Origin of the sequence: Actinomadura vinacea, from assembly GCF_039532545.1 — a bacterium.
GTDB lineage: Bacteria > Actinomycetota > Actinomycetes > Streptosporangiales > Streptosporangiaceae > Spirillospora > Spirillospora vinacea.
This window is the reverse complement of the sequence record NZ_BAAARW010000024.1, coordinates 147,059-165,138: the sequence shown is the minus strand read 5'-3', so window position 1 is coordinate 165,138 and position 18,080 is coordinate 147,059. Positions and strand designations below refer to the sequence as shown.

Sequence of the window (18,080 nt, the reverse complement as noted above, 5' to 3'; positions counted from 1 at the left end):
TGTCAACAGTGACGGCCAAAAGATTAAATAATTCGGGAGTCAAGAGAATCTCAAGCCATATATGTGCGCCTGTGTTCCTTATAAGTGGGATCGTGCCGGGCATTATGGTGGAGGGCGCGATAAGTCGTCTCCAGGCGGTGTCCCGCCGCCGGGCGTCCGCCGCCCTGGGAACGCCTGGACGGATCGGGGGCCTGGGTGAGCGTACGGCGTGAACACGGCTCGCAGGGGCGGTCGGACATGGTGAGGGCCGGGGGGCCGTGGCCCTCCCTGGACGATGACGCCGCAGACGCTCACGCCCTGCACGCGGCAGAACGCGCCCTGCGGCAGATGAGCGACGGCTTCCTCACCCTCGGAGGCGAGGGCCGCATCGGCTACTCCAACGCCGCCGCCGAACGCCTCCTCGGGCCCCCGCACCGGCTGGCCGGGCGGCGTCTCTGGGAGGTCCCCGTCCTGCGCCAGATCCCGGACCTGGAGGACCGGTGCCGCAAGGTCATGGCCGACGGCGCGCCCATCGGCATCGACGTCCGCCGGCCGGACGGCGAGCGCTGGTACCGGCTGCGGCTGATGCCCGTCGAGGACGGCCTCGCCCTCACCATCACCGACGTCACCGAGGAGCGCTGGCGCGAGGCCGCCCGCCGGCGCGCCACCGCCCGCGAGTCCCTGATGGACGAGCTCACCGGTGCCCTGGCCGAGGCCGTCGACACCCAGAGCGTGGTCACCGCGATCGCCGCCAGCATCCTGCCCGCCTTCCGCGCCTCCGGTCTGATCATCACCGCCGCGGAAGGCGGCCGCCTCCAGGTCATCGGCGCCGTGGGCTACAGCCCCGAGACCATCGACGCCCTCTCCGGCACGACGTACCCCGCCGACTCCCCCACAGATGTCGCGCTGCGGACCCGCACGCCGCAGTTCTTCGGGTCGACGGCCGAACTGCTCGCACGCCATCCGGACGTGGCGGGCTATCCGAGGGCGCCGGACAAAGACGCCCGGGTCTTCCTCCCGCTGATCACCTCCGGCCGTCCGATGGGGGTCGGGGTGGTCTCCTTCGACGGGCGGCACCGTTTCGACGAGGAGGAGCGGACCCTGCTGACCGCGCTGAGCAGCGTGATCGCCCAGGCCCTGGAACGGGCGCGGCTGTACGACGTCGCGGCCACCCAGGCGCGGGAACTGCAGCGCGGGCTGCTGCCCCACATCCTGCCCTCGCTGCCCGCGGTCACCGGCGCCGCCCGCTACCTGCCCGCCGACGACGGCGCGGACGTCGGCGGCGACTGGTACGACATCATCCCGCTGTCGTCCGACCGGGTCGCCCTGGTGATCGGCGACGTCATGGGGCGCGGCATCTCCGAGGCCGCCACCATGGGACGGCTGCGCACCGCGGTCCGCACCCTCTCCGAGCTCGACCTTCCCCCGGACGAGGTCCTCGACCGCCTCAACGACATCGTCAGCGATCTCGGCGCGGACTACTTCGCCACCTGCCTGTACGGCATCTACGATCCCGTCACCGGCGACTTCACCTATGCCAGCGCCGGTCATCCCCCGCCGTCGATCGCCTGCCCGGACGGCACCGTCACCACCTGCACCACCGTGACCAATCCGCCGCTGGGCGCCGCCTCCCCGCCGTTCGACACGACCACCGCGAACCTGCCCGACGGCACCTTGCTGCTCCTCTACACCGACGGCCTGCTGGAATCGGCGGACCGCGACGCCGACCAGGGCATGACCCGCCTCACCCAAACCCTCGCGACGACGCTGCAGAACGCGCCCGACACGTCCCTGGAGGCGCTCTGCGACATCCTCACCGCCGCGCTTCTCCCCTCGGACCAGCTGACCGGGGACGACGCGGCCCTGCTCGTCTCCCGGACCGGCCGGCTCCCTGCGTCCAACGTCGCCACCTGGCCGCTGCCCGAAGATCCGAGGGCCGCCGGGATGGCGCGCGAGCACGTCCGTGACCAGCTCGCCGCCTGGCACCTGGACGAAGAGCTCACGATGACCACCGAGCTGCTGGTCAGCGAGCTCGTCGGCAACGTCGTCCGGCATGCCAAGGGCCCCATGCGGCTGCGCATGCTGCGCAGCCGCACCCTGATCTGCGAGGTCTCCGACGGCAGCCTGACCACGCCCCTCATCCGCCGGGCCGACCTCGCCGACGAAGGAGGGCGCGGCCTCCAGCTCGTCGCCGCGCTCACCCAGCGCTGGGGGACGCGCTACAACGCGGGCGGCAAGAGCATCTGGACCGAGCAGAACATCCCCGAAACCGAGGCTCCGGCACGTCTCACAGCCGGATGACGACCAGGGCGGTGTCATCGGTGTGGCCGTCGGGCGGCAGGAGCTCGGCCATGACGGCGTCGGCGAGCGCGGCGGAGTCGGTGCCCGGATGGCGGGTGAGGGAGTCCACGAGACGGGTCAGCCCGGCGTCGATGTCCTCCCCGCGGCGTTCGATGAGGCCGTCGGTGTAGAGGGACAGGATCGAGCCCTCGGTGAAGGGGACGGTGGCCTCGGGCCTGCCCTCCTGGTCGATCGCGGTGTCGAGCGGAGGGTCGGTGGCCTGGTCGAGCAGCCGCACGCTCCCGTCGGGCAGGAGCAGCGCCGGTGGCGGATGGCCGGCGCTGCTGTAGGTGATGGTGTGCGTGGCCCAGTCGATGAAGGCGATCACGGCCGTCGTGGTCTCCGCGCCCTCGATCGAATCGGCGTACCGCTCGAGGGCCTCCAGGGCCAGGGCGGGGCCGGGGGTGACGCGGGAGGCGGCGCTGAGCGCGCTGCGCAGCTGCCCCATGACCCCCGCCGCCCGCAGCCCGTGGCCGACCACATCGCCGACGGAGACCGCGATGCGGTCGCCGGGCAGCTCGATCAGGTCGTACCAGTCGCCGCACACGTTCAGCGCGTCGGTGGCGGGCCGGTAGCGCACCGCCGCGTAGTGGCCGCCCACCGGCCTGGGCGGGGGCAGCATCGCCTCCTGCAAGGCCAGGGCCACCTCGCGTTCACGGGCATGGGCCCTGCGCAGCCGCTGGTTGAGGTCCTGAAGTTCACGGGAACGGGTGTAGAGCTCGGCCTGTATCTTCATCGCCCGCTCGCCCTCGCTCTCGCCCCGGCCGCGGACGGCGCGGACGTACTCGGTGAGCTCCTCGACCCGGTGCACGATCGCCGTCACCTTGCCGTCCGCGCCGCGCAACGGAATGTTGATGATGATCCAGTAGCGTTCCTCCCACCGGCCGGGGCGACCGGCCGGCTGGACGTCGTAGCGTTGCAAGGGCATGACGTCGCGTTCGCCGGTGGCGATCACGCGCTCGAGCGACTCGTGCAGGTCGCGCACGCTGGAGACCTGGGGGTTTCCGGGGTTGTCCGGGAAGGCGTCGAACACATACCGGCCGATCAGTTCGCGTCGTTGGCGGCCCGCCAGGCGCAGGTAGGCCTCGTTGACGTCGAGGTACACCAATTGCGGCGTCAGCAGTGCCACCCCGTTGGGCAGGGCATTGAAGATCGCCGCATAATCGATTCCCGGTTCGGCCATGTCCTTCCTTCAGCCCCTTGCATGCGCTCATCACGATAGAAACGGCGTGGTAGAAATCGAGCAACCTGTCCCCCATGGGCTGGTCACATTCTTCGGGGCGCCAATGGACGGTCATGGGGGCGCGACGGGCTCGGGGAGCGTGCGGAACACCAGCCAGGCCAGGGCGGGCAGGACGATCAACGGGGCGAGGGCCGTCTGGAGCGTGGTGGCGTCGGCGACGGCGCCGATGAGGGGGCCGGCGACGCCCCCGATGCTGACGGTCAGGCCGAGGGTGACGCCGGCGGCCGTGCCGACGCGGGTGGGCAGGTAGTCCTGCCCGAGCGTGACCTGCAGCGAGAACGGGATGTAGAGGCCGGCCGAGGCCAGCGCGACGAACAGGTACAGGGCCGGTCCGGGGACGAGCACCACGCCCGCGACGGCGACCGCGGTGACCAGGTACGACCGCCGCACGACCAGGACCCGGTCCCACCGGTCGGCCAGGCCGCCGCCCACGACGGTGCCGACGGCCCCGCCGAGGTAGAGCACGAACAGCGCGGCGGTGCCCGCCACGGCGCCGCCTCCGGTGCGCTGCTGGGCGTAGAGCGAGATGAACGTGCTCAGGCCGATGAAGACGATCGCCCGCAGGACGACGGCCAGCGACAGTTTCACGAAGGAGGCCCTGTCGTCGGTCGCCCGCGCGTCCGTGCCGCGGGGGCCGGTGCCCGTGGTCGCGGCGAGGGCGCGCAGCGCGGGCACGCACAGCAGGCCGCCGATCAGGGCCGGGACGACGAGCAGCGGGGACGAGCGCAGCCCGCCGGTCGCCACGACGGCGGCGACCATGATCGGCGCGACCGCGAAGCCGAGGTTGCCGCCGAGGGAGAACCGGCCCATCGCGCTGTGGCTGCCGCCGCTGACGCGCCGGGCGACGCGGGCGGACTCGGGATGGTACGCGGCGACGCCGAGCCCCGAGAGGGCGACGAAGGCCAGGGTCAGCGTGTAGGAGGCGGTGAGGCCGCTGAGGGCGATCCCGAGCCCGGCCAGGAGCGTGCTCACCGGGAGCAGCCACGGCATCGTCCACCGGTCGGTCAGCACCCCGAACAGCGGCTGCACGACCGAGGACAGCAGTGAGGCCGCGAGCACGACGCCCGAGGCGGCGGCGTAGGTGTAGGCGCGCTCGGCGACGAAGAACGGGACGAGCGAAGCGACCGCGCCCTGGTAGACGTCCACGCAGCCGTGCCCGGCCGACAGCAGCGTGATCGGTTTGATCCTCGGCATCCCGCCATGGTCGCGATCGGGGCGCGTGTCGCACTTCCGATAAAATGCCAATCAATGTCGAAAATCCGCCATCAGTCGGAGGCGCCGACGCGGGTCCGGACGCTGGCCCCGGGCGCGGGCATCGACGCGCACCGCCACGACGACCACCAGATCGTCTACGCGGCCCGCGGCGTCCTGGCCGTCACGACCGGCGAAGGCTCCTGGGTCGCCCCGGCGACCCGTGCCATCTGGGTGCCGGCCGGGACGGTGCATGCCCACCACGCGCACGGCGAGCTCGAACTCCATCTGGTGGGCCTGCCCGCGGCCGACAACCCGCTGGGGCTGGCCGCGCCGAGCGTGCTGGCGGTCGGGCCGCTGCTTCGCGAGCTGATCCTGGCCTACACGCGCCGCCCGTCCGACGGCTCCCCCGAGCGGCACCGGCTGCGCGCGGTCCTGCTCGACCAGTTGCGCGCCTCACCGCAGCAGCCCCTGCACCTGCCCGCGCCCGCCGATCCCCGGCTCCAGACCCTGTGCGCGATCCTGCGGTCCGACCCGGCCGACGACCGGACCCTGGCGGTGCTGGGCGCGGAGGTCGGCGCGAGCGCCCGCACGCTGGCGCGGCTCTTCAGGGCCGATCTCGGCATGACGTTTCCGCAGTGGCGCACGCAGTTGCGGCTCTACCGCGCCCTGGTCCTGCTGGCCGAGGGCACGCCGGTGACCACGGTGGCGCACGCGTGCGGCTGGTCGTCCACCAGCGCGTTCATCGACGTCTTCCGCCGCGCGTTCGGCCACACCCCCGGCACGCACCACCTCCGCTAGGCGGTGTTCTCTTCAAGTCCCGGCCCACGCGTGTCCTGACGTGTCCTGGGGTGATCCGCCTGCGCGGTTTGTGGGAAAAATGCGCGCCAAGGCCTTGTTGCGCCATTCGACGGGATACCGAAAGGTATATTTTCCCGGCCCGGCCAACGGAGCTGTCCGACCATTTATGGCCACGTACCCAGTATTCGGAGATTCTCTGATGAATCAGTGGTCGGGGGGTGGCGCCGGGTGTAGCGTCAGCCTCCCGGAATCACGGCGCATTTGGGGGTGTGCGTGCTCGGTATCGACGGTTGTCTCAGCCAGATCATGGATATTCCCGGCGCTCGCCGGGTGACCATGGTGGACGGCGCCAGCGGTCTGGCCATCGCCGCCGCCGGCGCCGACAGCCCGCTCGACCAGCACGAGGACGCCGCGGCCAGCACCGACGCGGTGCGCGCGGTGCTGGCCTGCCCGGCGCTGTCGGCCACCCCGGACGGCGACGACATCGAAGAGATCATCGTGTGCGGAGAACACGGATATCATCTGCTCACCCTGGTCAACGCGGCATTCAGCGGCACGCTGTTCCTGCATTTACTGCTCGACCGCGATACCGGCAATCTCGCGCTCGCCAGACTGCGGGTCCGCGCGGCGATCCAGGAAATGGCGGGATCCGGCCATGACGCATGACCGGCCGAAACCGTTCTCCACCCGCCCGCCGGTGACCGCGCTGCGCGAACTGGAGGGCCGGCGCGCGACCGGGGTGCTGCGGGTGCGGGACGAGGGCGCGCTGCACGTCGTCGAAGGCTCCGTCGCCTACGCCGAAAGCCGGAGCGCGCCGAGCCTCGACCACCTCCTCAACACCGCCCGCACACCGCCTGGAGCGCCCGGCACGCCCGGGTCGCCCGGGTCGCCCGGGTCGCTCGGGGAGGCCGGGGTCGAGGCGGTCGCGTGGCTGGCGCTGCACGACGCCGCGTACTTCCTGCTCGGCTCCGAGGACGAAGGCGGGGTCGAGTTCGCCGAGGCACCGCCGCACCGGCTCGCGCATCTGTGCCGCGTCGCACCGGAGGAACTGGTGGCCGAGTGCGCACGGCGGGCGGCCCGGCTGGACGCGGTGCTTCCCTCGGCCGCGCGCGACCACGCCCCCGTCGTCCCGGTGCGCCGGGTCGGCCGCCAGCGGGTGGTGCTGACCGGTGTCGAGGCGGAGATCCTGCTGAACGCCGACGGCCGCCGCGCGCCCGGCGAGCTGGCCCGCGACCTCGGCCGGTCCGCCTTCGACTGCCTGCTGGCGGTGCGCCGGCTGGCCGCCGCCGGGATGCTGCGCCCGCCGCAGGACCCCGCCACCCCCGCGCCCGAAGCCGGCACCGTCCCGGAGCGGGGCTCGCCGCCGGACCTGCCGGCCCGGCGGCGCGGCGGGACGGCCGGCGACCTGAACGGGGCCCCGGAGTGGGAGCCGGTCGAACGCGAGGTGCTGCTCCTGCTCCGGTCCGGGCTGGAGGGGCTCGCCTGAGGTGGTGAAACGGCGTCTGGGACGGCTGATCGAAAGGATGACGAACGTGGCGGTCCACGAGCGGATGGACGATCTCGCGCGACCCGCGCCCGATCCGGCCCTGCTGGCCGAGCTGACCGCGCTGCGCGGCCGGGTCGCCCGGCTCACCGGCAGCGTGATCGCCTCCTCCGACGGCCTGCTCATCGCGCACGACCTGCCGGACGACATCGAGCCGTCCGGCATGGCCGCGCTGACCGCCGCGGAGCTGGCGCTGTCGCACCGGATGACCTCCACGGCGCACGGGGGCGGGTTCCACGAGGTCGTGCTGCGCGGGACCAACGGCTACGTGGTGATCTACTCCGCCGGCTGGAGCGCCTCGCTCACCGTGCTGTCGGCCCCCGACGTCAACGTCGGCCGCCTGCACCTGGAGTCCCGCCCGGCGGCGCGCGCCATCGCCGAACTGCTGGCGGGGACGCCCGGACGACCCCGCCGCACCGATGACCCGCCCCAGGAAGGAGGCCGCAGCACCGAACCGCGCCGTCCGTGAAACGACCAGTGAAGGGAACCGCATGTCCAACCTGGACGTGTCGATGAAGGACATGATGGCGATCGACGGCGCGATCGGCGCCGCCGTCGTCGACTACAACAGCGGCATGGCCCTCGGGACGATGGGCAGCTCCAAGAGCCTGGACCTGCAGGTCGCCTCGGCGGGGAACACCGAGGTCATGCGCGCCAAGATGCGCACCATGGAGTCGCTGGGCATCAAGGACGACATCGAGGACATCCTGATCACGCTGAACGGCCAGTACCACGTGATCCGTCCCGTGACCGGCCGCAAGGGCAAGGGCCTGTTCCTCTACCTCGCGATGGACCGGGGCCGGGCCAACCTGGCGCTGGCACGGCACCAGCTCAAGGGGATCGAGGAGAACCTGTCGGTCTGAGGCGTGCCCTCCTGTCCCGGCCGGGCCGCGGTCACGGCCGGGACAGGACCTCAGGCGGCGGAGTCGGCCTTCGAGTCCGCCTTCTTGGTGCGGCGGACCTTGTGCCAGGCCGTGCGGATGTAGCCCTGCAGCCGTTCGCTGACGCGGCGGGCGGCGGGGAACTCGGTGCCCAGCAGCCCCAGCCCGGCGAGGATCGCGACGACGCCCGGGCCCGGCAGCACCATCATCACGATGCCCGCGAGGATCAGCACGACACCGCCGACGGCGACGCCGATCTTGCGTAGCAGCCGCAGGCGAGTCCGGGGCCGGGCCTCCGCGGCCGGGACGACGTCGAGTTCGGTCGCGGCGGCGGGGCGGTGCGGCGCGCTTGTGGTCACGTGGCCTCCTCACGGGTCATGACCTCTATGACGATCGGGAAGGCGCCCGCGACTCCGGAACGCCCCATTGTGAGCATCGCCACACGGTTCGGGCCGGCCCCCGCAGACCCGTGCATTTTGCCGAAACAGCAAGGATTCTTGCCAGACCTTTCCGGTGGGGCGCACTCTCTACGCCGAAGCGGAGGGAGCAATGATGACCGGATCTACACACTATGACGCGGTGGTCGTCGGCGGCGGCGCCGCCGGGCTGTCCGGCGCGCTGGCGCTGACCCGGGCGCGCCGCTCGGTACTGGTGATCGACGCCGGCCGGCCGCGCAACGCGCCCGCAGCGCACATGCACACCTACCTGGGGCGCGAAGGCACCCCGCCGGCCCGGCTGCTGGCCGACGGCCGCGCCGAGGTGGCCCGGTACGGCGGCGAGGTCGTGACCGGCGAGGTCGCCTCGGCCGGACGGCTGGACGGCGGCGGCTTCCGCGTCGTCCTGCGGGACGGGTCCGAGGTGACGGCGAGCCGGCTGCTGGTCGCGACCGGGCTGGTGGACGGGCTGCCGGACGTGCCGGGCCTGGCCGGGCGATGGGGCCGCGACGTGCTGCACTGCCCGTACTGCCACGGCTGGGAGGTGCGGGACGAGCCGATCGGCGTCCTGGCCACCGGGCCGCTGTCGGTGCACCAGGCCCTGCTGTGGCGGCAGTGGAGCGACGACGTCGCGCTGTTCCTGCACACCGCGCCCGAGCCGGGTGACGAGGAGTACGAGCAGCTGGCGGCGCGCGGGATCGCCGTGGTCGACGGGCGGGTCACGGGCCTGGAGGTGGCCGACGACCGGCTCACCGGTGTGCGGCTGGAGACCGGCCGGGTGATCGGCCGGACGGCGCTGGCGGTCGGCACCCGGCTCACCGCCCGCGTCGACGGCCTGGCCGGGCTCGGGCTGACCACGGCCGAGCAGGAGATGGGCGGGCATGTGATCGGCACCCGGATCGTGGCCGACGCGTCCGGCGCGACGGAGGTCCCCGGGGTGTGGGCGGCCGGGAACGCGGTCGCGCTGGCCGAGCAGGTCATCGGCGCGGCCGCGGCGGGCGTGCGGGCCGGTGCGGCGATCAACGCGGACCTGGTCGCCGAGGAGACCCGGCGCGCCGTCGAGGCCCGCCGCGAGCCGTTCTCCGCGCGGGCGGAACGCGAGGTCGCCGAACGGGTGCTGAGCGACACCCGGCACGGCCTCTGACACCCGGTGCTCTGACGCCCCGCGCGAGGCTCACAGGTCGCCGATGGCGGCGGCCAGCGTCGCCATCGCCTCGCGAAGGGCGCTCGGAGGGGCGGCCGCGTACCCCATGACCAGTCCCTGCCGGTCCCGGCGCCGGCTGTGCCAGGACAGCGGGTGCACCTTGACGCCGCGGGCGAGCGCCGCGGCGGCCAGCTCGAGGTCGGGCACGCCGGCGCCGGGCCCCCCGGCGAAGGTGATCATCAGGTGCAGCCCGGCGGCGGCGCCGTGCACGACCGCGCCGGGAAGGTGCGCCTCGATCGCCTCGATCATCGCGTCCCGGCGGCGGCGGTGGCGGCGGCGCAGGAAGCGCAGCTGGCGCTCCAGCTCTCCGGACTCCATCAGGTGCGCCAGCACGAGCTGCGGCAGCGCGGCGTTGCCGAGGTCGGCGAACCGCTTGGCGTCCACGAGCGCCTCCCGGTACGCCGCAGGAGCCATGACCCACCCCAGGCGCAGCGCCGGCGCCAGGAGCTTGGAGACGCTCCCGGTGTAGCAGACGCGTTCGGGCAGCATGGCGCGGAGGGCGGGCACGGGGGGCCGGTCGTAGCGGTGCTCGGCGTCGTAGTCGTCCTCGATGACGATCCCGCCGCCGTCGGCCCAGCGCATCAGCTCCCGGCGCCGCTCGCCGCCCAGGACCACTCCCGTCGGGAACTGGTGCGCGGGAGTGAGCAGGGCGACGGGGGCGCCCGCGGCCCGCAGCTCGTCGACCCGGATGCCGTCGGCGTCGACGGGCACGGGCGGGGTGCGCAGGCCCCAGTACTCCAGATGCTGGCGGGCCCCGAGCGACCCCGGGTCCTCCATGGCGACCTCGCCGATCCCGTCCGCGCGGAGGACGTGCGCGAACAGGCCGAACGCCTGGGCGGTGCCGGAGACGATCACGATCTCGTCCGGGTCGGCGCCGATCCCGCGGTTGCGGGCCAGCCAGCCGGCGACCGCCCGGCGCAGCGCGGGGGTGCCGCGCGGGTCCCCGTAGCCGAGGCCCGGCGCGGCCAGGTCGCCGATGACGGCGCGTTCGGCGCGCAGCCAGGCCGCGCGCGGGAACGCGGCCAGGTCGGGCAGTCCCGGTGACAGGTCGATCCGCGCGGAGGCCTCGCGCAGCGCGTCGTAGACGTCGGCGCCGGGCTCGGCCGGGAACGGCTCGCCGGACGGGCCGGCGGCCCCGGTGGTGACGGGCAGCGCGGTGACGGGCAGGGCGCGGTCGGGCTGGGCGGTGACGGGTGCGGCCACGATGACCGTCCCGCGGCGGCCGTGCCCGGCGGCGTGCCCGTCCTCGATCAGGCGCCGGTAGGCCTCGGTGACCACGCCGCGGGAGACCCGCAGGTCGGCGGCCAGGACCCGGGTGGCGGGGAGCCTGCCGCCGACGGGCAGGCGGCCGTCGGACACGGCCGCCCTGAGCCGTTCGGCGAGCCAGTCCGACAGCCCGCCGGGCGGCGCGTCACCGGTGTCGAGCTGGAGGAAGTCGGAGCCCCCAGCCGTTATGGACCGGTCTGATGCGGTTGGTTTGGATCTGTTCACCAGGTCCATTGTGGCGCCACGGTGAGAGCATGAACATGACGACCCCCGTTCCCTACGTGCACGGATATTCCGAGAACGAGGCCCGGCGCCTCGGCGACCAGGCCGACACCCTGGCGGAACTGCTCCACGCCGACACCCGCTACCCGGCCGGGAGCCGGGTGCTGGAGGCCGGGTGCGGAGTGGGCGCCCAGACCGTGCACCTGGTCGCGTCGAGCCCCGGCATGCACCTGACCTCGGTGGACATCTCGGAGGAGTCGCTCGCGCAGGCCCGCGCCCGCGTCCGCGCCCACAGCGATGCCCACACCAGCGCCCGCGTCCAATGGCACCGCGCCGACCTCTTCGACCTGCCGTTCGCGGACGGCTCGTTCGACCACCTCTTCGTGTGCTTCGTCCTGGAGCACCTGCGGTACCCCCTGAAGGCCCTGGCGGCGCTGCGGCGCGTGCTGAAACCGGGCGGGACGATCACCGTGATCGAAGGCGACCACGGTTCGGCGTTCTTCCATCCCGACAGCGCCCACGCCCGCGCGGCGATCGGCCACCTGGTGCGGCTCCAGGCGGAGGCGGGCGGCGACTCGCTGATCGGGCGCCGTCTGCAACCGCTGCTGACCGAGGCCGGCTACGACGGGGTCACCGTCCGGCCGCGCACCGTCTACGCCGACGCCACCCGGCCCGCCCTCGTCGAGGGCTTCACCCGCGACACCTTCACCGCCATGGTCGCGGGCGTCGGCGCGCAGGCGCTGGCGGCCGGGCTCACCACCCGCGCCGACTGGGAACGGGGCATCGCCGGCCTGCACCGGACGGCCCAGGCCGGCGGCACGTTCCACTACACGTTCTTCAAGGCCACCGCCGTCCGGCCATGATCCTCGCACTCGCCGTATTCGTGCTGGTAGCCGTCCTGGTGCACAGGCTGGAGCGCAACCATCGGCGGCAGTCCGGCCCCCGGTCGCCGCTGGCCGGGAGCACCCATGTGCAGGACCGCGACGCCCAGCGCCTGCACGCCGACCTGCGCTTCGCCGACGACACCGGGAGCACGGGCAAGACGTCCGCGCGGCTCAGCACCCGGTGGTGACGATGTTGGCGATTCGGCCGGGGACGATGACCACGCGGCGGACGGTCAGGCCGGCGGTGTGCCTGGCGTAGTCGGGGTGCGTGGTCAGGCGGCGTTCGGTGTGCTCGTGATCGGCGTCGGCGGGGACCTCCAAGGTGAAGCGGGTGCGGCCGTCTATCTGGACGGGGATCGTGACCGACGGTTCGGCGGCCAGGGACGCGTCGGCCTCGGGGAACGGCGCGCAGGCCAGCGATTCCTCGTGCCCCAGGCGGCTCCACAGTTCCTCGGCGATGTGCGGGACGAGCGGCGCCACCATCAGGATCAGGGGTTCGGCGAGCTGGCGCGGCATCGGGTCCAGCTTGGCGGCGTGGGTGTTCAGCTCCGTCAGCCGTGCGATCGCGGTGTTGTAGCGCAGCTCGCCGAAGTCCTGCCGGACGATGGCGATGGTCTGGTGCAGCCTACGCAGCATGTCAGGGGACGGTGGGATGTCGGTGACGCGTGGGCGGCCGGTCTCCTCGTCGACGATGTTGCGCCACAGCCGTTGCAGGAAGCGGTGGACGCCCGCGATGTCATCGGTGTGCCAGGGCCGGTCGGCGTCCAAGGGGCCCATGCCCATCTCGTGCAGGCGCAGGGTGTCCGCGCCATAGCGCTCGTACAGGTCGTCAGGGCTGACACCGTTCTTGCGGCTCTTGCCCATCCGGCCGGCGCGGCGGGCGACCGGGCGGCCCTGGTAGGTGAACGACCCGTCGCCGCCCTGCACCACCTCGGCGGCGGGCACGTACATGCCGCGTTCGTCGGTGAAGGCGTCGGCCAGGACGTATCCCTGATTGAACAGGCGGGCGAACGGCTCCTTGGTGGAGACATGGCCCAGGTCGTACAGGACCTTGTGCCAGAACCTCGCGTACAGCAGGTGCAGCACGGCGTGTTCCCCGCCTCCGACGTACAGGTCCACTCCCCCAGGGCGTTCGGGATCGGAGGAGGGCATCCAGTAGCGCTCGACCTCGGGGTCCACGAACGCCTCATCGTTGGTCGGGTCCAGGTAGCGCAGGTAGTACCAGCAGGAGCCGGCCCATTGCGGCATGGTGTTCAGCTCACGCCGGTACCGTTTGGGGCCGTCGCCCAGGTCGAGTTCGACGCTCGCCCATTCCCTGGCCTTGGCCAGCGGCGGCACGGGTGGGTCGTCGTCGGTCTGCGGTTCGGGCCGGAAGTCGGTCATCTCCGGCAGCCGGACGGGCAGCGCGCTCTCGGGCAGGGCGACGGGCAGTCCGTGCTCGTCGTACACGATCGGGAACGGTTCGCCCCAGTAGCGCTGCCGCGAGAACAGCCAGTCACGTAGCCGGTAGGTACGCGCCCCCTTGCCCACCCCGTGCCGTTCCAGCCAGGCGATGGCGGCGGCGCCGTCCGCCACGCATGCGCTGTCCTGCCCGGTGGGCCATTCCTCCAGTGGGCCCTTCTCGGGGTGTACGGGCAGGCCGAACTCGGTCGCGAACTCCAGATCCCGTTGATCGTGGGCGGGAACCGCCATAATCGCGCCTGTCCCGTAACCCATGAGCACGTAGTCGGCCAGGAAAACCGGTATGGGTGTTTGGGTGACGGGGTTGACGGCGTAGGCGCCGGTGAAAACGCCGGTCTTTTCAGAGGTGTCGGTGGTGCGCCGGCGCTCACTGAGGCGTTCGACCCTTTTCCGGTACGCGCCGACCGCGTCCCGTGGCGTCCATTCCCTTTCGTTCGCCCGCCCTTGCGGGTAGCGCCACGCTCGCGGGGTGCCGCCCGGCCAGGCGTCCGGGACCAACTCTCCCACCATCGGGTGCTCGGGCGCCAGCACCACATAGGTGGCGCCGGGCAGCGTGTCGGGACGGGTGGTGAAGACCTCGATCCCCTCACCGGCGGCGGGAAAGGTGATGCGGGCGCCGTCGCCGGCCCCGATCCAGCTCCGCTGCGTCCGCTTCAGCGAGTCCGGCCAGGCGAGTCCGTCCAGGTCGTCGATCAGCCGCTGGGCGAACGCGGTGATCCGCAGCATCCACTGCCGCAGCGGCCTGCGGTAGACCGGGTGGTCGCCCACCTCGCTGCGGCCTTCCGCGGTGACCTCCTCGTTGGCCAGGACGGTGCCCAGCCCGGGACACCAGTTGACCGGCTCCTCCGACACGTAGGCCAGCCGGTGGCCGTCGACGGCCCGGCGGCGCTCCGTCTCGTCCAGTTCCGCCCAGTCCCGTCCGCCGGGCACGGCGCGGGCACCGGACGCGAACTCGGCGACCAGGTCCTCGATCGGACGTGCCCGGCCGGTGCGCTCGTCCACCCAGGCGTTGAAGATCCGCAGGAAGAGCCACTGCGTCCAGCGGTAGAACGCCGGGTCGCTGGTGGCGACCTCGCGGCGCAGGTCGTGGCCCAGTCCCAGCCGCCGCAGCTGGCGCCGCATGGCCGCGATGTTCACCGCCGTCGTATCGCGCGGGTGCCGGCCCGTGTCGATCGCGTACTGCTCGGCCGGCAGCCCGAACGCGTCGTACCCGAAGGCGTGCATGACGTGGTCGCCGGCCATCCGCCGGTAGCGGGCGTACACGTCGGTGCCGATGTAGCCGAGCGGGTGGCCGACATGCAGTCCCACGCCGCTGGGGTAGGGGAACATGTCGAGGACATAGGACCGGCGGCGGCCCGCCATCCGGTCGATTCCTTCTCCGAGGGGGCCTGCCGGGTTGGGCGAGTGGAAGGTGCCTTCGCGTTCCCAGCGTTCCTGCCAGCGCAGTTCGATCTCGTTCGCCATGCGGGCGTCGTAGCGGAACGGGGGGTGCCCGTCGTCTCTGTCGTCGGCCTTCTCGTTCTCGTTCATCATCCTCGTCACCAGGGTTCGCCTTGGCCGGGAAATGAAAAAGCCCCTCAGTGCATGAGGGGCGGCCGCGCTGACAGCTGTTCAGCGTGTCAGCGCGGCTCGAGAAGAAGAAGGCTGTGAGGGAAGACCATGGCGTGAGAGTACATCACCAAGCCCTTATTGGTCGCGCTTTATGAACAGCAATCCCCCTAGAACCAGTGCTCCCGCGCTGCAGAGGGCCAATACGCCCAGACCGGCCCATGGGCCCGCGGGGAGACGGTCCAGGCGGACGGTGGCCTGCACGGCCGCCCCCGCCTCCATGGGCATGAACTTCTGGACGCGGCAGGCGGTGGTGGCGGCCTACAAGTCCGGGTTGATCGCGCCGCGCACCGACCCGGGATGAGGGGGCGCGGGTTCGCCCGGAAAAATGCGAGGAAGGATCCGCGGAAGGATGTCGAGAACGGGACGGGCGCCCCGACCTCTGTGAGAGGCGCCGCGAGGTGAGGAGCACCCGATGAAGTACCTGCTGATGATCCACATGAACGACGAGGCGTGGGAAGGGCTGACCGAGGCCGAGCGCAACGAGATCATGAACGCCCACGAGGGGTTCCAGAAGATGCTCCGCGAGTCCGGCGAGATGGTCGTCACGCACGCGCTCGCCAATCCCGGCACCAGCGCCGTCGTCCGGGTCAAGGACGGCGTGCCCGCGGTGACCGATGGGCCGTTCGCCGAGGCCAAGGAGTATCTGGCCGGCTACTACGTGATCGACTGCGAGAGCCGGGAGCGCGCCCTGGAGATCGCCGCGCGCATGCCCGAGTCGCGCTTCCTGGGCGTGGAGGTCCGCCCGATCATGTACAGCGCGGGGATGGAGATGTGAGCGGGCCCGGCACCGTTCCGGGGCCGGGCGCGGCCGTCGAGGACCTGCTGCGGGATCAGGCCCCGCGGGTCCTCGGCGTGCTCGTCCGCAGGCACGGCGACTTCGACGCGGCCGAGGACGCGGTGCAGGAGGCGCTGCTGGCCGCCGCCGTGCAGTGGCCGCGGGAGGGCGTGCCGGACAACCCGCACGGCTGGCTGGTCACCGTCGCCGCCCGCCGGATGGCCGACCAGGTGCGCAGCGAGCAGGCGCGGCGGCGGCGCGAGGTGGCCGACGCGGTCGCGCGTCCCGCCGACGACCTGCTGGCCTCGGCCGCCGACGCCGCGCCCGCGGCGGCCGGGCGCGACGACACGCTGACCCTGCTGTCGCTGTGCTGCCATCCGGCGCTGTCGGGCGCCTCGCAGGTGGCGCTGACGCTGCGCGCCGTGGGCGGGCTGACCACGGTGCAGATCGCGCACGCGTTCCTGGTCCCGGAGGCGACCATGGCGCAGCGGATCAGCCGGGCCAAGCAGCGGATCAAGGCGGCCGGGGCGGTGTTCGGCCCGCCGCCGGAGGCGGAGCGGGACGAGCGGCTGGGCGCGGTCCTGCACGTGCTGTACCTGATCTTCAACGAGGGGTACACCGCCACGGCCGGGCCGGAACTGCACCGCCGGGAGCTGAGCGGGGAGGCGATCCGGCTGGCCCGCGCGGTCCGCGCGATGCTGCCCGGCGACGGGGAGGTCGCCGGGCTGCTGGCGCTGATGCTGCTCACCGACGCGCGCCGGGACGCCCGCACGGGGCCGGGCGGCGAGCTGGTCCCGCTCGCCGAGCAGGACCGCGGGCGCTGGGACTCCGCCGCCATCGCCGAGGGGGTCGCGCTGGTGTCGGAGGCGCTGCCGCACGGGCCGGTGGGGCCGTACCAGCTGCAGGCCGCGATCGCCGCCGTGCACGCCGAGGCGGGACGCGCCGAGGACACCGACTGGCCGCAGATCCTCGGCCTGTACGAGTTGCTGGGCAAGGTCGCTCCGAACCCCATGGTCGCCCTCAACCACGCGGTCGCGGTGGCCATGGTGAACGGCCCCCGGGCCGGTCTGGACCTTCTGGAGGGGCTGCGGTCCGACGAGCGGCTCGCGCGGCATCACCGGCTGGACGCCGTGCGGGGCCATCTGCTGGAGATGGCCGGTGACGGCGCGGCCGCCCGCGACGCGTACCGGACGGCCGCGCGCCGCACGGCCAGCCTTCCCGAGCGCCGCTACCTGGAGGGCAGGGCCGACCGTCTGCTGTGACAGGTCCGGCCGCCCTCCGGGGTCTCGGTCTCGTTGCGGCCCATGAACCAGGAGTCGGCGCCGGGGCCGGTGGTGATGGCCGCCCAGACCTCGATCATGCGGCCGGCCTCCGGCAATTTTTCTCGTCAAGGCCGATCGTTTTCGTCGGTGAGATAGCCGTGCAGGCGGGCCGAGCCGGCGAGCATGTCGTTGGCGCGCCGGGTGAGCGCCTCGCGGCGCCCGGCGATGGCCTCGCGCAGGGCCTCGCTGCTCCCGGTGCGGCGCAGCCCGTCCAGGACGGCGTAGATCTGCGGCAGCGGATACCGGCCCTGCCGCAGCATATGGATCATCTGGGCGTCCCGGATCTCGGCCGGGCCGAAGACCCGGTAGCCGGTGCCGGCCTCGCGCCCCGGGGTCAGCAGCCCCGCGGCCTCCCACACCCGCAGCGCGGAGGAGCGCACGCCCAGGCGGGCCGCGACCTCGCCGATCCGCAGTCCCGAGCGCGGCTCGCCCGAGTGCCGCGACGGCGCCACCGCCTCCGGGTCCTGCCGCGCGACGGCCTCGAGCGCCTCACCCGCCGCCTGGAGGGAGAGCCGCTCCCCGTGCAGGGCGGCGTGGGCCGCGTCCACCGACGCCAGGGCCCGCGGCACCTCGCCGTCGTGCACCGCACGCATGATCTGGGCGGCGGTGGTCCTGCCGTACCCCCTCTCCAGCGCCCGGAAGGCGATCAGGGCCTGCCGGTGCCGCTCGTCGAACCGGCGGTACCCGGTGGGGCTGCGCGGCGCCGGGGGCAGCACGCCCTCGTCGAGGTAGTTGCGGATCTGTTGGGTGGACACGCCCGCCGTCCGGGCCAGGTCGATGGGCCGCAGCGCCTTGCGCCCCTGCTCGCGCTCGCCGGTCATCGCAGGCCGAAGCCCCCGGCGGCGGGCCGCGTCCCGTTGCCGGTTCCCGAAGTGGTCACGCTCCGACGATATTCGGTTGCCACGTCCCGACGCGCCCCGTTA

Annotated in this window: 18 protein-coding genes; 11 read left to right on the top strand and 7 right to left on the bottom strand. The window is 72.9% G+C overall.

Annotated elements, in window-relative coordinates; translation table 11 throughout:
* Positions 1–195 precede the first annotated feature (195 nt).
* Positions 196–2,280, top strand: coding sequence for an ATP-binding SpoIIE family protein phosphatase (locus ABD340_RS32130; protein WP_344594087.1), 2,085 nt, complete (start codon positions 196–198; stop codon positions 2,278–2,280).
* Here ABD340_RS32130 and ABD340_RS32125 read toward each other — a convergent pair.
* Both ABD340_RS32125 and ABD340_RS32120 read right to left on the bottom strand, forming a co-directional pair.
* Positions 2,267–3,502, bottom strand: coding sequence for a PP2C family protein-serine/threonine phosphatase (locus tag ABD340_RS32125; RefSeq protein WP_344594086.1), 1,236 nt, complete (start codon positions 3,500–3,502; stop codon positions 2,267–2,269). The two genes, ABD340_RS32130 and ABD340_RS32125, sit on opposite strands and share 14 nt — an antisense overlap.
* A 111-nt stretch (positions 3,503–3,613) precedes the next feature.
* Positions 3,614–4,756, bottom strand: a complete 1,143-nt coding sequence (locus ABD340_RS32120; protein WP_344594085.1) for an MFS transporter — start codon at positions 4,754–4,756, stop codon at positions 3,614–3,616.
* Positions 4,757–4,810: 54 nt separating this feature from the next.
* Here ABD340_RS32120 and ABD340_RS32115 point away from each other — a divergent pair, with 54 nt between their 5' ends.
* The 5 genes from ABD340_RS32115 (at position 4,811) to ABD340_RS32095 (ending at position 7,960) form a co-directional block, all read left to right on the top strand.
* Positions 4,811–5,554, top strand: a complete 744-nt coding sequence (locus tag ABD340_RS32115) for an AraC family transcriptional regulator (RefSeq protein ID WP_344594083.1) — start codon at positions 4,811–4,813, stop codon at positions 5,552–5,554.
* Between the two features lie 273 nt (positions 5,555–5,827).
* Complete coding sequence (locus ABD340_RS32110; protein WP_344594081.1) at positions 5,828–6,220, top strand: hypothetical protein; 393 nt, start codon at positions 5,828–5,830, stop codon at positions 6,218–6,220.
* A complete protein-coding gene (locus ABD340_RS32105) occupies positions 6,210–7,040 on the top strand; it encodes a hypothetical protein (protein WP_344594080.1) in 831 nt (276 codons plus the stop codon). Before ABD340_RS32110 ends, ABD340_RS32105 begins: the two co-directional genes overlap by 11 nt.
* 37 nt (positions 7,041–7,077) lie before the next feature.
* Positions 7,078–7,566 carry a roadblock/LC7 domain-containing protein gene (locus ABD340_RS32100; protein WP_344594078.1) on the top strand — a complete coding sequence of 163 codons (489 nt, stop codon included), beginning with the start codon at positions 7,078–7,080 and terminating at the stop codon, positions 7,564–7,566.
* 22 nt (positions 7,567–7,588) lie between these two features.
* Positions 7,589–7,960: a hypothetical protein gene (locus ABD340_RS32095; RefSeq protein ID WP_344594076.1), complete on the top strand. Its 372-nt coding sequence runs from the start codon at positions 7,589–7,591 to the stop codon at positions 7,958–7,960.
* Positions 7,961–8,010: 50 nt separating this feature from the next.
* Here the strand turns inward: ABD340_RS32095 and ABD340_RS32090 are convergent, their stop codons facing one another.
* The gene (locus ABD340_RS32090) at positions 8,011–8,337 is read right to left on the bottom strand and encodes a PGPGW domain-containing protein (protein WP_344594075.1); all 327 of its coding nucleotides are present in this window, start codon (positions 8,335–8,337) and stop codon (positions 8,011–8,013) included.
* Between the two features lie 193 nt (positions 8,338–8,530).
* Between ABD340_RS32090 and ABD340_RS32085 the strand changes: the two genes are divergently transcribed.
* Positions 8,531–9,556, top strand: coding sequence for an NAD(P)/FAD-dependent oxidoreductase (locus ABD340_RS32085; RefSeq protein ID WP_344594073.1), 1,026 nt, complete (start codon positions 8,531–8,533; stop codon positions 9,554–9,556).
* Positions 9,557–9,586: 30 nt separating this feature from the next.
* On the opposite strand, the gene pdxR is transcribed toward ABD340_RS32085, so the two are convergent.
* Entirely contained in the window at positions 9,587–11,107 is a 1,521-nt protein-coding gene (gene pdxR / locus ABD340_RS32080; RefSeq protein WP_344594072.1) for a MocR-like pyridoxine biosynthesis transcription factor PdxR, read from the bottom strand.
* Positions 11,108–11,136: 29 nt separating this feature from the next.
* Between pdxR and ABD340_RS32075 the strand changes: the two genes are divergently transcribed.
* On the top strand, positions 11,137–11,967 hold the full coding sequence (locus tag ABD340_RS32075) for a methyltransferase domain-containing protein (protein ID WP_344594071.1): 831 nt from the start codon (positions 11,137–11,139) through the stop codon (positions 11,965–11,967).
* On the top strand, positions 11,964–12,176 hold the full coding sequence (locus tag ABD340_RS32070) for a hypothetical protein (RefSeq protein ID WP_344594070.1): 213 nt from the start codon (positions 11,964–11,966) through the stop codon (positions 12,174–12,176). Before ABD340_RS32075 ends, ABD340_RS32070 begins: the two co-directional genes overlap by 4 nt.
* Here ABD340_RS32070 and ABD340_RS32065 read toward each other — a convergent pair.
* Positions 12,160–14,982 (bottom strand): leucine--tRNA ligase, encoded by a 2,823-nt coding sequence (locus ABD340_RS32065; RefSeq protein ID WP_344594338.1) that lies wholly within the window; start codon positions 14,980–14,982, stop codon positions 12,160–12,162. The two genes, ABD340_RS32070 and ABD340_RS32065, sit on opposite strands and share 17 nt — an antisense overlap.
* 490 nt (positions 14,983–15,472) lie before the next feature.
* On the opposite strand from ABD340_RS32065, the gene ABD340_RS32060 reads away from it, so the two are divergent.
* On the top strand, positions 15,473–15,835 hold the full coding sequence (locus tag ABD340_RS32060) for a YciI family protein (RefSeq protein ID WP_344594068.1): 363 nt from the start codon (positions 15,473–15,475) through the stop codon (positions 15,833–15,835).
* A complete protein-coding gene (locus ABD340_RS32055; protein WP_344594067.1) occupies positions 15,832–17,097 on the top strand; it encodes an RNA polymerase sigma factor in 1,266 nt (421 codons plus the stop codon). Before ABD340_RS32060 ends, ABD340_RS32055 begins: the two co-directional genes overlap by 4 nt.
* On the opposite strand, the gene ABD340_RS32050 is transcribed toward ABD340_RS32055, so the two are convergent.
* Together ABD340_RS32050 and ABD340_RS32045 are read right to left on the bottom strand one after the other, a co-directional pair.
* Positions 17,064–17,195, bottom strand: coding sequence for a hypothetical protein (locus ABD340_RS32050; RefSeq protein ID WP_344594066.1), 132 nt, complete (start codon positions 17,193–17,195; stop codon positions 17,064–17,066). The genes ABD340_RS32055 and ABD340_RS32050 overlap by 34 nt on opposite strands.
* A gap of 27 nt (positions 17,196–17,222) precedes the next feature.
* Positions 17,223–17,978, bottom strand: coding sequence for a MerR family transcriptional regulator (locus tag ABD340_RS32045; protein ID WP_344594064.1), 756 nt, complete (start codon positions 17,976–17,978; stop codon positions 17,223–17,225).
* Positions 17,979–18,080: the final 102 nt, after the last annotated feature.

Bases quoted from the DNA above. Each gene is read 5' to 3' on its own strand.
- ABD340_RS32065 (WP_344594338.1), bottom strand. From the start codon at position 14,982: ATGATGAACGAGAACGAGAAGGCCGACGACAGAGACGACGGGCACCCC.
- ABD340_RS32075 (WP_344594071.1), top strand. From the start codon at position 11,137: ATGAACATGACGACCCCCGTTCCCTACGTGCACGGATATTCCGAGAAC.
- ABD340_RS32050 (WP_344594066.1), bottom strand. From the start codon at position 17,195: ATGATCGAGGTCTGGGCGGCCATCACCACCGGCCCCGGCGCCGACTCC.
- ABD340_RS32070 (WP_344594070.1), top strand. From the start codon at position 11,964: ATGATCCTCGCACTCGCCGTATTCGTGCTGGTAGCCGTCCTGGTGCAC.
- ABD340_RS32095 (WP_344594076.1), top strand. From the start codon at position 7,589: ATGTCCAACCTGGACGTGTCGATGAAGGACATGATGGCGATCGACGGC.
- ABD340_RS32060 (WP_344594068.1), top strand. From the start codon at position 15,473: ATGAAGTACCTGCTGATGATCCACATGAACGACGAGGCGTGGGAAGGG.
- ABD340_RS32125 (WP_344594086.1), bottom strand. From the start codon at position 3,502: ATGGCCGAACCGGGAATCGATTATGCGGCGATCTTCAATGCCCTGCCC.
- ABD340_RS32100 (WP_344594078.1), top strand. From the start codon at position 7,078: ATGACGAACGTGGCGGTCCACGAGCGGATGGACGATCTCGCGCGACCC.
- ABD340_RS32115 (WP_344594083.1), top strand. From the start codon at position 4,811: ATGTCGAAAATCCGCCATCAGTCGGAGGCGCCGACGCGGGTCCGGACG.
- ABD340_RS32120 (WP_344594085.1), bottom strand. From the start codon at position 4,756: ATGCCGAGGATCAAACCGATCACGCTGCTGTCGGCCGGGCACGGCTGC.
- ABD340_RS32105 (WP_344594080.1), top strand. From the start codon at position 6,210: ATGACGCATGACCGGCCGAAACCGTTCTCCACCCGCCCGCCGGTGACC.
- ABD340_RS32045 (WP_344594064.1), bottom strand. From the start codon at position 17,978: ATGACCGGCGAGCGCGAGCAGGGGCGCAAGGCGCTGCGGCCCATCGAC.
- ABD340_RS32085 (WP_344594073.1), top strand. From the start codon at position 8,531: ATGACCGGATCTACACACTATGACGCGGTGGTCGTCGGCGGCGGCGCC.